Source organism: Pseudomonas sp. MWU12-2345 (genome assembly GCF_023242385.1).
Taxonomy (GTDB): domain Bacteria; phylum Pseudomonadota; class Gammaproteobacteria; order Pseudomonadales; family Pseudomonadaceae; genus Aquipseudomonas; species Aquipseudomonas gingeri_D.
Genome location: NZ_JALLJA010000001.1, coordinates 613,714 through 626,269, shown reverse-complemented (window position 1 = coordinate 626,269; position 12,556 = coordinate 613,714). Strand labels below are relative to the sequence as shown.

The 12,556-nt window shown below is 64.1% G+C and carries 11 protein-coding genes; 10 read left to right on the top strand and 1 reads right to left on the bottom strand.

All coding sequences use genetic code 11. From position 1 onward, the window contains the following. The 7 genes from gspK to M5C71_RS02730 all read left to right on the top strand — a co-directional run bounded on the left by gspK (window position 1) and on the right by M5C71_RS02730 (window position 8,559). Window positions 1-984, top strand: a complete 984-nt coding sequence (gene gspK, locus M5C71_RS02760) for a type II secretion system minor pseudopilin GspK (RefSeq protein WP_248767145.1) — start codon at window positions 1-3, stop codon at window positions 982-984. Beyond that, a complete protein-coding gene (gene gspL, locus M5C71_RS02755) occupies window positions 981-2,138 on the top strand; it encodes a type II secretion system protein GspL (protein WP_248767144.1) in 1,158 nt (385 codons plus the stop codon). Before gspK ends, gspL begins: the two co-directional genes overlap by 4 nt. Then, on the top strand, window positions 2,131-2,673 hold the full coding sequence (gene gspM / locus M5C71_RS02750) for a type II secretion system protein GspM (RefSeq protein ID WP_248767143.1): 543 nt from the start codon (window positions 2,131-2,133) through the stop codon (window positions 2,671-2,673). Before gspL ends, gspM begins: the two co-directional genes overlap by 8 nt. Beyond that, window positions 2,670-5,075, top strand: a complete 2,406-nt coding sequence (gspD, locus tag M5C71_RS02745) for a type II secretion system secretin GspD (protein ID WP_248767142.1) — start codon at window positions 2,670-2,672, stop codon at window positions 5,073-5,075. The genes gspM and gspD overlap by 4 nt, the downstream gene beginning before the upstream one ends. Further along, window positions 5,072-6,490: a type II secretion system ATPase GspE gene (gene gspE / locus M5C71_RS02740; protein WP_248767141.1), complete on the top strand. Its 1,419-nt coding sequence runs from the start codon at window positions 5,072-5,074 to the stop codon at window positions 6,488-6,490. Before gspD ends, gspE begins: the two co-directional genes overlap by 4 nt. Next, complete coding sequence (gene gspF, locus M5C71_RS02735) at window positions 6,490-7,701, top strand: type II secretion system inner membrane protein GspF (RefSeq protein ID WP_103499064.1); 1,212 nt, start codon at window positions 6,490-6,492, stop codon at window positions 7,699-7,701. The genes gspE and gspF overlap by 1 nt, the downstream gene beginning before the upstream one ends. Window positions 7,702-7,884: 183 nt before the next feature. Further along, a complete protein-coding gene (locus M5C71_RS02730; RefSeq protein ID WP_248767140.1) occupies window positions 7,885-8,559 on the top strand; it encodes a BON domain-containing protein in 675 nt (224 codons plus the stop codon). Between the two features lie 74 nt (window positions 8,560-8,633). On the opposite strand, the gene M5C71_RS02725 is transcribed toward M5C71_RS02730, so the two are convergent. After that, on the bottom strand, window positions 8,634-9,224 hold the full coding sequence (locus M5C71_RS02725) for a response regulator (RefSeq protein WP_177098919.1): 591 nt from the start codon (window positions 9,222-9,224) through the stop codon (window positions 8,634-8,636). A 392-nt stretch (window positions 9,225-9,616) separates the two neighbouring features. Between M5C71_RS02725 and M5C71_RS02720 the strand changes: the two genes are divergently transcribed. The 3 genes from M5C71_RS02720 to M5C71_RS02710 all read left to right on the top strand — a co-directional run bounded on the left by M5C71_RS02720 (window position 9,617) and on the right by M5C71_RS02710 (window position 12,552). Beyond that, entirely contained in the window at window positions 9,617-10,999 is a 1,383-nt protein-coding gene (locus M5C71_RS02720) for an NAD-dependent succinate-semialdehyde dehydrogenase (RefSeq protein ID WP_103499067.1), read from the top strand. A gap of 63 nt (window positions 11,000-11,062) precedes the next feature. Beyond that, window positions 11,063-12,214, top strand: coding sequence for an NAD(P) transhydrogenase subunit alpha (locus M5C71_RS02715; protein ID WP_248767139.1), 1,152 nt, complete (start codon window positions 11,063-11,065; stop codon window positions 12,212-12,214). Beyond that, complete coding sequence (locus M5C71_RS02710) at window positions 12,211-12,552, top strand: NAD(P) transhydrogenase subunit alpha (protein ID WP_103499069.1); 342 nt, start codon at window positions 12,211-12,213, stop codon at window positions 12,550-12,552. Before M5C71_RS02715 ends, M5C71_RS02710 begins: the two co-directional genes overlap by 4 nt. Window positions 12,553-12,556: the final 4 nt, after the last annotated feature.

Below are 12,556 nucleotides of genomic sequence, written 5' to 3'. Positions count from 1 at the left end.
ATGACCAATCCTTCGCTGACAGCCGCCGGGCAACGCGGCATGGCGATTATCAGCGCCTTGCTGATTGCCGCCGTGGTCGCGGTGATCGCCGGCGGCATGCTCGCGCGCCAGACTGTCTTCACCCGTAGCCTCGAAGCCGAGCAGTCGCGGGTCCAGGGCACCTGGCTATTGCGCGGCGGCCTGGAGCTGAGTCGGCAATTGCTCTGGGATGCCCGCCAGCACGATCCCTTGACCCGTCTTGACCAGGCCTGGGCCCAGCCGCTGTCCGCCGCCGGCCTGAGCGAGCGCGGCGGGCACTTCAGCGGGCGCCTGGAAGACGAGCAGGGCAAGTTCAACCTGCGCAATCTGGTCCGCGACAGCCGGGTCGATCCCGATCAGGTGCGGGCTTTCCAGCAGTTGTGCGAGTCGATCGGCGTCAAGCCTGCCGTGGGCCAGCGGATTGTCCTGCGGGTGACCGCTGCTTACGCGTTGCTGCCGGATAACGCGCCCGTCGCGCCGCCGGTCAAGGGCAGCTTTGACAGCGGTCGGCTGACCTCTCCGGGAACCGCGCTCAAGCCGCTGCCGGCGACCCGGCCGATGTTGCACAGCCTGGATGACCTCGGCGCCCTGGCGGGTGTGGACGACGCGGTGCTGGCGCTGCTGGCACCCCATGTGACGATCCTGCCGGCCAACACCTGGGTCAACGGCAATACCGCCAGCGCCGAAGTCCTGGCTTCCCAGGTGCCGGGGCTGTCGTTGTCGCGTGCACGCAATCTGGTGTCTGAGCGTGATGCCGGACGCTGGTTTATCAACCGGGGCGATTTCGTCAATCGCCTGCGGATGCCCGAGCTGGTAGTCAGCGATATCAAGGTCGGCATCACCAGCGACTGGTTCCGCCTCAATGCCCGTTCACACAGCGACAGCCGCCGGGTCAGCCTGGCGGTGCTGTTATATCGCCAGGAATTGCAGATGCCTCAGGTGATCTGGTCGCGGGTGGGCGTATGACTGCCCTGCGCCTGGCCTTGCCGCCGTTGGAGACGCTGACCCTGGACAGTTCGCTGGAGTTTGCCTGGCTGGATCGCCAGGGCAAGCTGACCGACCAGGGCCGCGGCAGCCTGGCGCAGTTGGGGCAGGTGCACAAAGGCGTCGCCGTAGAGTGTTACCTGCATCCGCGCGACAGTCTGCTGGCCAGTCTCGAATTACCCAACCTGCCGCCGGCCAGGATCCAGGCGGCGGTGGGCTGTGCGGCCCAGGCGCTGATCCTTGGCGGTTGCGAGTCGATGCATATCGTCCACAGCCCGCGGGATGCCGAAGGGCAGGTGCAGGTCGCCTGGTTGCAACGGGCGCTGCTGGAGCACTTGGGCGCTGTGCTGCGTCAGTCCGGGCTCAAGTTGCGTGGCCTGTACCCGGCGGCCTACTGCTTGCCGGTGGACGCGACCCAAGCGCCGGTGGTGGCGGTGCGCGACGAGCATCTGCTGATGCGCCGCAGCCAGGACCAGGCCCAGGTTCATCCGGCCGTCGACGCGGCACTGACGGAGCTGCTCAATAGCGGTGGCGTGGTGCATTGGGTCGGTGCCGCGGCGCCGGACAACGCGCTGGTCCAGAGCCTGCCCGAAGACCGGGCCTGGTCTGGCAAGGCGCCGGGTTGGGGTTTGCACGGTGCGGTCCAGCCGATGGCCGGCAACGCCGGTGGTTGGGGACGCGCGGTTGCCTGCATGGTGCTTGCGGTGGCGGTCTGGGCCGTGGGTCTCAACCTCTATGCCGCTCGCCAGGTGGAACAAGGCCAGCAACTCAAGGCCTGGATGACCCAACGGGTCAAGCAGGCATTCCCGGCCTTGCCGATGATCCTCAATCCATTGCAACAGGCCCGTCAGCAATTGGCCTTGCGCGAGAACGGCGCGCCCGGTGACAGCGGTTTTACCCGGTTGGTCCAGCAGGCCGGCAGTGCCATGCCCTTTATGGTCGGCAGCCTGCGAACCCTGGTCTTCGAACACGGCGAACTGCACCTGAGCCCGCTGCCGGGCACGCCGGGCGGCGGTCGCGACAAGGCCTGGCAACTCAGCCTGACCCAGGCCGGGGTGGAAGCGACGGCCGTTGCCGATGGTTGGGTCCTGAAAACCACCGGCCCACAACCGCTGGCGGAGAACGACAGTGAATAAGGCCTTTATCAATCGCTATCGAAACCGCTGGCGCCAGCTTTCGAGCCAGGCCCGTCTGTATTGGCAAAGCCTGGCCCCGCGCGAGCGACAGTTGGTGCTGGGTATGGCGGTGGGAGTCTCGGGCCTGCTGGTGTGGTTCGTGCTGATCCAGCCACCGTTGCAGAAGATCGACTTCTGGCGCCTGGAAACGCCCAGGTTGCGGACCCAGGCGCAGACCCTCGACGGCCTGCTGCACGGGCTTGCCGGCCCGAATGCCGGCAATGTCGAGGCCGGATTGCGCAGCAGCCTGGACGCTGGAGGGCTGGCCGGACATTACCAATTGCAAGGTGTCGGCGGCGGCTGGCTACTGACCTTCGACGATGTCCCGGCGGATGGCCTGGTGGGCTGGCTGCTGGGCACCCCCCCTTTATTCACCCTGGAAGTGGTCGAGGCCCGCTTGCGGCGCAAAGGCACGACCGAACCCGATGACACGGCAGGCAAACTGTCCGGAACCGTTCGCATGGATCAGGCGCTTGGCGCTAAGGAAGCTTCATGAAGTGGTCAGGTTCTTTATCGGCCTTGCGTTGTCGGCAGGCCGCGGCGCCCTGGTTGTTGATGGCTTTGAGTGCCTGCAGCAATAGCCCACCGGAGTCGCAGCCACCCTTGCTGGTGGAAAGCGAGTTGGGCCGGCCCCTGGCCTCGACGGTCAAGAATGGCGATGCCGTGGCCGATCGGCAGCGGCTCCAGACCCAGGTGGAACAGCAACATCGCCAGCCCCGTGCGCCGATCAGTCCCGCAGCGGGCCGGGGCGCGGCCAAGGGCAGTCCGGCGCCCAGCCCCTTGGGCAACCAGCCGGTGCAGTTGAATTTCGTCGATGCCGATATCCAGGCGGTGGTCCGTGCCTTGTCGCGTTCCACCGGGCAACAGTTCCTGGTGGACCCACGGGTCAAGGGTAACCTGACCCTGGTTTCCGAAGGCGAAGTACCGGCCCATCAGGCCTATGACATGTTGCTGGCGGCCTTGCGCATGCAGGGTTTCAGCGTGGTGGATGTCGGCGGGGTCAGCCAGGTGGTGCCGGAAGCCGATGCCAAGCTGCTCGGTGGGCCGATCTACAGCGCCGACCGTCCGGCCCAGGGCGGCATGCTGACCCGGACCTTCCGCCTGCAATACGAAAACGCGGTGAACCTGATCCCGGTGCTGCGCCCCATCGTCTCGCCGAACAATCCGATCAACGCCTACCCGGGCAATAACACCGTGGTGATCACCGATTACGCGCAGAACCTGGATCGGGTCGCCACGCTGATCGCCAGTATCGACACCCCCAGTGCCATCGACACCGATGTGGTGACGATCCAGAACGGCATTGCCAGCGATATCGCCAGCATGGTCTCCGAATTGCTGGACAGCCCCGGCAATGATCCGACCCAGAAGATCATCGTGCTCGGCGACCCGCGTTCCAATTCGATCATCATTCGCTCCGGCAGCCCGGAGCGCACGCAGCTTGCACGGGAATTGATCTACAAGCTGGACAATGCCCAGAGCAACCCGAGCAACCTGCACGTGGTGTACCTGCGCAATGCCCAGGCCGGCAAGTTGGCCCAGGCCCTGCGCGGGCTGCTCACCGGGGAAAGCGACAGCGGTGATGGCAAGGGCGACCCGACCCGGGCCATGCTCAGTAATGGCGGGATGAACAGCAACAGCGGCAGCCAGAACGGCCAGGCCGGCACGCAGAGCAGCAGCGGCACCACAAGCAGTGGCACCGGCACCACGGGCGGTTCGTCCTATGGGCAGGGCGCGCGCGCCGGGGGCTCGCAGGCGGGCGGTGCAAATCAGGGCTCGGACCAGAGCGTGGCCTTCTCGGCAGGCGGGGTGACCATCCAGGCCGATGCCACCACCAATACCTTGCTGATCAGCGCGCCGGACCCGCTGTATCGCAACCTGCGGGAGGTCATCGACCAACTGGACCAGCGCCGCGCCCAGGTGGTGATCGAAAGCCTGATCGTCGAAGTCAGCGAAGACGATGCCAATGAGTTCGGCGTGCAATGGCAAGCCGGCAACCTGGCCGGCAATGGGGTGATCGGTGGGGTCAACCTGGGCGGCACCAATCTGGTCAGCACCGCGAAGAACAGTATTGATGTACTGCCCCAGGGGCTGAGCCTCGGCTTGGTCAAGGGATCGGTGAATATCCCCGGCGTGGGGCAGGTCATGGACCTCAAGGTGCTGGCCCGGGCCTTGAAATCCAAGAGCGGCTCCAACGTACTGTCGACGCCGAACCTGCTGACCCTGGACAACGAAGTGGCGAGCATCTTCGTCGGCCAGACCATTCCCTTTGTCAGCGGCCAGTACGTTACCAACGGCAGCAGCTCCAGCAACAACCCGTTCCAGACCATCCAGCGCGAGGAGGTCGGTCTCAAGCTCAATGTGCGGCCGCAGATTTCCGAAGGCGGCACGGTCAAGCTGGATATCTACCAGGAAGTCAGCACGGTGGACGACCGGGCTTCGGCGGCGGCGGCCGGCACGGTGACCAACAAGCGTGCGATCGACACCAGCATCCTGCTGGATGACGGCCAGATCATGGTTCTCGGTGGCCTGTTGCAGGACGGTTATACCCAGACCAATGACGGCGTGCCTTTTCTGTCGAGTATTCCCGGGATCGGTGCGCTGTTTCGCCATGAGCGGCGCGAGACCAACAAGACCAACCTGATGGTGTTCCTGCGGCCCTATATCATTCGCGACGGTGCGGCGGGACGCAGCATCACCCTGAACCGTTATGACTTTATTCGCCGGGCCCAGGGCAGCCTGCAACCGGATCGCAGTTGGGCCATGCCGGATATGCAGGCCCCGCAGTTGCCGAATGCGGCCCAGGCGATCCCGGGTTCCGCGCCTTCGGCCCCGCAAACGCCACGGGCGGCGATTCGCGCGGTGCCGTTGTCGGTCAACGAGCGTGCCCAGCCATGAGTGCGCTGCCTTACGCCTGGGCCAAGGCGCAGCGGGTGTTGCTGCGCGACGGTGAGGATGGGGCGGTATTGACCGCCTGTCCCTCGACCCCGGGCTGGGCCATCAGCGAAGTCCGCCGACAGTTCGGTCCGGCCCGCCTGGAACAGGTCCGCGACGAGGAACTGGACGGCCTGCTCGCCAGCGCCTATGCCGACACCGGCAGTGCGGCGGCGGTGGTCGGTGCGGCGGAAAACGAGGTGGACCTCGACCGGCTGATGCAGGACATCCCGGAAATCACCGATCTGCTCGACACCCAGGACGGCGCCCCGGTGATCCGCATGATCAACGCCTTGCTGACCCAGGCCGCGCGGGACGAGGCCAGCGATATCCATATCGAACCCTTCGAGACCCATTCGGTGGTGCGCTACCGGGTCGATGGCACCCTGCGCGACGTGGTCTCGCCGCGCAAGGCACTGCATGGCGCGCTGGTGTCGCGGATCAAGATCATGGCGCAGCTGGATATCGCCGAGAAACGCCTGCCCCAGGACGGTCGCATCGCCCTGCGCGTGGCTGGTCGCCCTATCGATATCCGCGTTTCCACCGTGCCCACCGGCCATGGCGAACGGGTGGTGATGCGCCTGCTGGACAAGCAGGCCGGGCGTCTGCAACTGGAAACCCTGGGCATGGACCCCGATGTGCTGTTCCGGCTCGACCATCTGATCCGTCAACCCCACGGCATCGTGCTGGTCACCGGGCCCACCGGCAGCGGCAAGACCACCAGCCTCTACGCCGCCCTGGCGCGGCTCGACGCCAGTACCAGCAATATCCTCACCGTCGAGGACCCGGTGGAATACGACCTGCCGGGCATCAGCCAGATCCAGGTGAATGCCAAGATCGACATGACTTTCGCCCTGGCCTTGCGGGCGATCCTGCGCCAGGACCCGGACATCATCATGATCGGCGAGATCCGCGACCTTGAGACCGCGCAGATTGCCGTGCAGGCTTCGCTCACCGGGCACCTGGTGCTGGCGACCCTGCACACCAATGACGCGGTATCGGCGGTCAACCGCCTGATCGACATGGGCGTGGAACCGTTTCTGCTGGCTTCGTCGATGCTCGGCGTGCTCGCCCAGCGCCTGGTCCGGCGCCTGTGCCAGCACTGTCGCCAGGAAGACCCGGCCGCGCCCGGCACCTGGCGTCCGTTGGGCTGCAGCGTGTGCAATCACACTGGCTATAGCGGCCGCACCGGTATCCACGAGCTGTTCTGCATTGACGACGATATCCGCAGCCTGATCCACCAGGGTGCCGGCGAGCAGGCCCTGCGCCTGGCCGCCCGTGCCGCCGGGATGTTGAGCATGCGCGAGGACGGCGAGCGCTGGGTACGCAGCGGCGCCACCGCGCCGGAAGAAATCCTTCGCGTGACACGGGACGCCTGATGAATCGCTATCGCTTCGAAGCCGCCGACGCCCTGGGCAAGATCGAAACCGGCCATCTGGAAGCCGACAGCCAGGGCGCGGCCATGGGCCTGCTGCGCAGTCGCGGGTTGACCGCCTTGCTGGTCCAGGCCGACGGCGTCCAGGGCGGTGGCAGCGCCAGCGGGATGTTCAGCGCCAAACTGTCGGACAACGACCTGGCCTGGGCCACCCGGCAACTGGCGAGCCTGCTGGGCGCCAGCCTGCCGCTGGAAGCCGCGTTGAGCGCGACGGTGGAGCAGGCCGAGCGCAAGCACATTGCCCAGACCCTGAGCGCGGTGCGCGCCGATGTGCGCGGCGGCATGCGCCTGGCCGAAGCACTGGCCAAGCGACCACGGGACTTTCCCGATATCTACCGGGCGCTGATCGCGGCGGGCGAGGAGTCCGGCGACCTGGCCCAGGTAATGGAGCGGTTGGCGGATTACATCGAGGAACGCAACAACCTGCGGGGCAAGATTCTCACTGCGTTTATCTATCCGGGAGTGGTCGGACTGGTGTCGGTGGCCATTGTGATTTTCCTGCTCAGTTATGTGGTGCCCCAGGTGGTCAGCGCTTTTTCCCAGGCGCGCCAGGATCTGCCGGGGCTGACGGTGGCGATGCTCAATGCCAGTGACTTTATCCGCGCCTGGGGCTGGTTGTGTTTTGGCGTCCTGGTGGGCGGTTTGTGGGGCTGGCGCTTGTATTTGCGCAATCCGGCGGCGCGGCTGGGCTGGCACAGTCGGATCTTGCGTCTGCCGCTGATCGGCCGCTTTGTGCTGGGACTGAACACCGCGCGATTTGCCTCGACCCTGGCGATTCTCGGCGGTGCCGGGGTGCCGTTGTTGCGGGCCCTGGAGGCGGCGCGGCAGACGGTGTCCAATGATCGTTTGAGCCTGAGCGTGACCGAGGCCACGGCGCGGGTCCGTGAAGGGGTGAACCTGGCGGCGGCGTTGAAGGTGGAGAAGGTGTTTCCGCCGGTGCTGATCCATCTGATCGCCAGCGGGGAGAAGACCGGCTCGTTGCCGCCGATGCTGGAGCGGGCGGCGCAGACCCTGTCGCGGGATATCGAGCGGCGGGCCATGGGCATGACCGCGCTGCTCGAACCGCTGATGATCGTGGTGATGGGGGCGGTGGTGCTGCTGATCGTGATGGCGGTGTTGCTGCCGATCATCGAGATCAATCAGTTGGTGCAGTAACTGATGTCGTGACCCGCCACGGATCCACCTGGATAACGCACGCCTGAAAGCGATGGGCTTCGAAGGACTGCTGGCGGTATTCCCACGGATGGGTATTTTCCGAACCTGCTGGGGAACTCTGCAAAGGGATACTATCGAGCGGACCAGCAGCGTGAATTCCTTGGAAAATCCGGAGACTGTCACATGGATACGGATGAAAAACTGCGAGAGCAGGTACTTGACGAACTGAAATGGGATTTGGCATTGAAGGCCGAGCAAATCCTGGTGCAGGTGTCCGACGGGATCGTGACGATTTCCGGCCATGTCGCCAGCCACGCCGAAAGATGGCACGCCGAACAGGCTGTCACCCATGTTTCAGGGGTGGTGGATCTGATCAACAATATCGAGGTTGTTCTGCCGTCGCAGCATGTGCGTACGGACAGTGATCTCGTCGCGGCGGCGGTCTCGGCCTTGCAATGGAACACGTCGCTGGCCGACCAGCAGGTCAAGGTCAGTGTGGCGGATGGCTGGCTGGTGCTTGGCGGCGAAGTGGATTCGGAGCATCAGCGCCAGACGGCAGGCTATGCGGTGCGCTATCTGCAGGGGATCAAGGGGATCAGCAACGATATAGTGGTCAAGCCGCATGCCTCTTCGGATACGATCAAGACCGATATTGAAGCCGCCTTCAGGCGCAAGGCAATTATCGATGCCCACGGGATCGAGGTCCGCGTGCAGGACGGCGCGGTCACGCTTTCCGGCGCCGTGGGATCGCTCCTCGAGCGCGACATGGCCCGCTCGACGGCGGCGGGTACTGCGGGAGTGCTGAAGGTTGTCGATAACCTGGTGGTCTCGGCGGCCAGCGAGAGTCCAGGCATATAGAACGGCGGCAGGTGCCGGCAGGCGCTGTTTTCACATGGGCGGCGGGCGCTTCATGCCCGCCTGGCCCGCGGCGGTCAAAGTATTGGCTCACCCGCTGCCAAGGCGATGCGGGCCAGCTCGGGAATGGATTTTGCCTCGGTCCTGTCCATGATCGAGGCCCTGTGCTTTTCAACGGTCCGTTGACTGATCCCCAGGTCGACAGCGATATTTTTGCTGGGCTGGCCGGCCAGTACCAGGGCCATGATCTGACGCTGGCGTGTCGTGAGGGTGGCAATATGTTCAAGGGCGGACTGGCGGCGGGCCTTGGCGCCGGCGGTTTTCCTGTGAATGACCAAAGCCGTGTTCAAGCTGGTCAGGATGTCCTGGTAACGAAACGGCTTTTCCAGAAAGTCGCAGACGCCAATTTTCATGGCCTCTACGACCGTGGCAACACGGCTGTTGCTGCTGGTCATGATAATCGGTAGTTCGTCACCCTCGGCCCTGAGCCGGCTCAGCACCTCAAGTCCGCTTATTCCCGGCAGGTGTGTATCCACAATCAGGCAGGCCTCCTGCTCTCCGGCGTAACCCTCGAGAAACCTTTCGCAGTTGCAATAGTCCTGGACTGCATAGCCGTGGGCCTCCAGCTCCGCGCGCAAGCTGCGGCGCAAAACAAGGTCGGCGTCCACCAGGTACACGACTGGACGACAGCGCCAACGTACTGCGCTGGAAGGGTATGGGGGCAATGATTGTTCCTGGGTCGATCGGCTTACTCGCATGATTGACATTCCCGACAGGAGGTGTTTTTGAGGGACCGATTTCTCGATGCTACGCCGCCCGGGATGGGATTTATTTGACCTATGTAAAGAACTACCGATCTAGATCGTCTTTAAGCACGCCCGGCGCCCTGCGGTTTTATTCCAGGAGACACGCCGCTGATGAGTGAATGGCATATGGGTAGATTCCGAGGCTGGTCAGCCACCGCCAAGACGGTACATCGTATCGGCGTGTTCGATCTGCGTGACAGATGGTTCCGATCCGTTATGCGTTGGCTGACTCAACCTCATTGAAGGCAACCGCTATGGCCTATACGACGATCAACCCTTACAACGGCAAGTTGCTCGCGCAATTCGAGACGCTTACCGATCAGCAACTGGAGCAAAAGCTGGCCACTGCAGCGCAGTGTTACCTGACCTGGAAAAACACCTCCTATGCCCAGCGCGCGGCGATCATTGCCAAGGCCGGCGAACTGATGCATGCGCGCTTCGACGAGTTGGCCCGCAAGGTCACCCTGGAGATGGGCAAACGCATCAATGAAGCCCGGGGCGAAGTGAAATTCAGCGCCGACATCCTGGCCTACTATGCGAAAAACGCCGAACGCTTCCTGGCCCCGGAAGCCCTTCACCCGGTCGAGGGGGAAGCGCATATGGAGAGCAGTCCCATCGGTGTGGTTTTCGGCGTCGAACCGTGGAATTTTCCCTTCTATCAGCTGGCTCGCGTGGCCGGTCCGCATTTGATGGCGGGCAATGTGCTGGTGATCAAGCATGCCGGTTGCGTGCCCCAATGCGCGATTGCCTTTGAGCAGCTTCTCCTCGATGCGGGAGCTCCCCCGGGGTTGTACACCAACCTGCTGATCTCCCATGAGCAGTCCAGGCAGGTGGTCGACGACGAGCGTATCCGCGGTGTCGCCCTGACCGGCAGTGTCGCCGCCGGACGCAGCCTGGCGGCCTGGGCCGGACAGAACCTGAAGCCGTCGTCCATGGAGCTGGGTGGCAGCGACGCGTTTATTGTGCTCGAAGATGCCGATCTGGACCTGGCGATCAAATGGGCAATCTGGGGGCGGATGTATAACTGCGGGCAGACCTGTTGCGCGGCCAAACGCTTTATCGTCGTGGACAAACTGGCCGATGCGTTCCTCGAGGGATTCCAGGCGGTGCTCGCGGCGATGCTCCCCGGTGATCCGATGGATGAAAAGACCGCCCTGGGCCCGTTGTCCTCGGAAGCCGCGTTGTTGCAACTGCTTGAGCAAGTGCAGACGGCGATTGCCCACGGTGCCAAGGTTTTGCTCGGCGGCGGACGGATCGATCGGCCCGGCGCATTTATGGCGCCGACCATCCTCACTGATATCGCACCCGACAACCCGGCGTTCCGCGACGAGTTCTTCGGCCCCGTGGCGCTATTTTTCCGGGTGCCTGACGAAGAGGCGGCCATTGCCCTGGCAAACGACTCCGACTTCGGCCTGGGGGGCTCGGTGTTCACTCGTGACCTGGCCCGGGGGCAGCGTGTCGCCAGCCGCATCGAGACCGGCATGATGTTTATCAATAGCATCAGCTGGAGCGATGCCGAACTGCCGTTTGGTGGCATCAAGAACTCAGGCTACGGCCGTGAGCTCGGCAATATGGGCATCCAGCAGTTCGTCAATAAAAAGCTCGTGCGCTACGTCTCGGCCCAGGCCCCCGTCTGAAGTCCTGGCCCGGAGACATTACCGGCGCCCGGCACAGGTCGGGCGCCTTCAATGGAGCGCGTGATGTACGTCAATCTGGCTGTGCTGAAAGAAACCCATCCGCACGAGCGACGTGTGGCTCTGGTGCCGGGCCTTTGTGCAAAATTGCGCGCACTCGGCGCCAGGCTGCATATGCTGGCGGGGGCCGGCGAGGCGAGTTTTCTCCCGGACTCGGCCTATCCGGACGTTGTGTTCCTGAGCAGCGCCGGGCAACTGGTACATGAGGCCGATGTGGTCCTGGCGGTGCAGGCACCTTCCCTGGAGCTCATCGGCAAGCTGAAACCCGGTGCGGTGCTCCTGTGTTTCATCTATGCACAAAAGAATCCGGCCCTGGTGCAACGCTTGCTGGAGCGACAAATCACCTGCTTTGCCATGGAGCGCTTGCCGCGCATCACCCGGGCCCAGTCGATGGACGCGCTTTCAAGTCAGTCGGCGTTGTCCGGGTATTACGCGGTACAACTGGGCTCGGTGCACATGTCGCGGATACTGCCCAAGGTCACCACGGCGGCCGGCATCGTCGGTCCGGCACATGTGCTGGTCCTTGGCTTGGGCGTGGCCGGACTGGAGGCCATTGCTACCGCGCATCGGCTGGGCGCTGTGGTGGAAGGCTACGACGTCCGCCCGGAAACCGCGGAGCAGGCGCGATCCCTGGGGGCCGGTTTCGTCGATGTCGGCATCGATGCGCGCGGCAAGGGCGGGTATGCACGGGAGTTGAGTGAAGCGGAAAAAGCCCAGGTCGCGCAAGTCCTGACCGAACATATCCAGCAGGCCGACCTCGTCATTACCACGGCGGCGGTACCGGGACGACCCTCTCCACGCCTGGTCAGCGCCGCGCAACTGGCCGGGATGAAACCCGGGGCGGTGATTGTCGATCTTGGCGCCGAAGGGGGAGGCAATTGCGAAGGCTGCGTGCCCGGACAGACCGTCATGGTCGGTGGGGTGACCTTGATGGCGCCGCTCAATTTGCCCTCATCCTTGAGTCAGGACGCCAGCCAGCTGTACGCGAAAAATCAGTTCAACCTGCTGGCGCTGATGCTGAAGAACAATGTCATCGACATCGACTGGGACGATGAGATCCTGGCGCAGACCGTGCTGACCCATGCCGGCCAGCTCATGGATCCAGCGAGCCACGCCGATGCCGAACCGGACCACGCCGCCAGGGAGACGCGCTCATGAACAGTGTTGGCTTCGTCGGTCTTTATATCTTCATGCTGGCCGCTTTCGCCGGCTGGGTCATTATCGGCCGGGTCCCGGCCATTTTGCATACCCCGTTGATGTCGGGCTCGAACTTTGTCCATGGCATCGTTGTGGTCGGTGGCCTGATCGGATTACTCGATGCGGTGACGGTCGCCGAACAAGCGGCAGGCTTTGTCGCGGTCTTGCTGGGGGCGGGTAACGCGGCAGGCGGCTACGCCGTAACCGGCCGAATGCTCGCGATGTTCCAGACCAGCGCGCCTGAGCCCAAGCGGCGCAAGGCCCATCATTCCGCGACCAGAAAGCCTGAAAAGGCCTGAGGCT

What these genes read in the sequence shown, in the direction of transcription:
- gspK (WP_248767145.1), top strand. Translation starts at nt 1, where the DNA reads ATGACCAATCCTTCGCTGACAGCCGCCGGGCAACGCGGCATGGCGATT.
- gspL (WP_248767144.1), top strand. Translation starts at nt 981, where the DNA reads ATGACTGCCCTGCGCCTGGCCTTGCCGCCGTTGGAGACGCTGACCCTG.
- gspD (WP_248767142.1), top strand. Translation starts at nt 2,670, where the DNA reads ATGAAGTGGTCAGGTTCTTTATCGGCCTTGCGTTGTCGGCAGGCCGCG.
- gspE (WP_248767141.1), top strand. Translation starts at nt 5,072, where the DNA reads ATGAGTGCGCTGCCTTACGCCTGGGCCAAGGCGCAGCGGGTGTTGCTG.
- gspF (WP_103499064.1), top strand. Translation starts at nt 6,490, where the DNA reads ATGAATCGCTATCGCTTCGAAGCCGCCGACGCCCTGGGCAAGATCGAA.
- M5C71_RS02730 (WP_248767140.1), top strand. Translation starts at nt 7,885, where the DNA reads ATGGATACGGATGAAAAACTGCGAGAGCAGGTACTTGACGAACTGAAA.
- M5C71_RS02720 (WP_103499067.1), top strand. Translation starts at nt 9,617, where the DNA reads ATGGCCTATACGACGATCAACCCTTACAACGGCAAGTTGCTCGCGCAA.
- M5C71_RS02715 (WP_248767139.1), top strand. Translation starts at nt 11,063, where the DNA reads ATGTACGTCAATCTGGCTGTGCTGAAAGAAACCCATCCGCACGAGCGA.
- M5C71_RS02710 (WP_103499069.1), top strand. Translation starts at nt 12,211, where the DNA reads ATGAACAGTGTTGGCTTCGTCGGTCTTTATATCTTCATGCTGGCCGCT.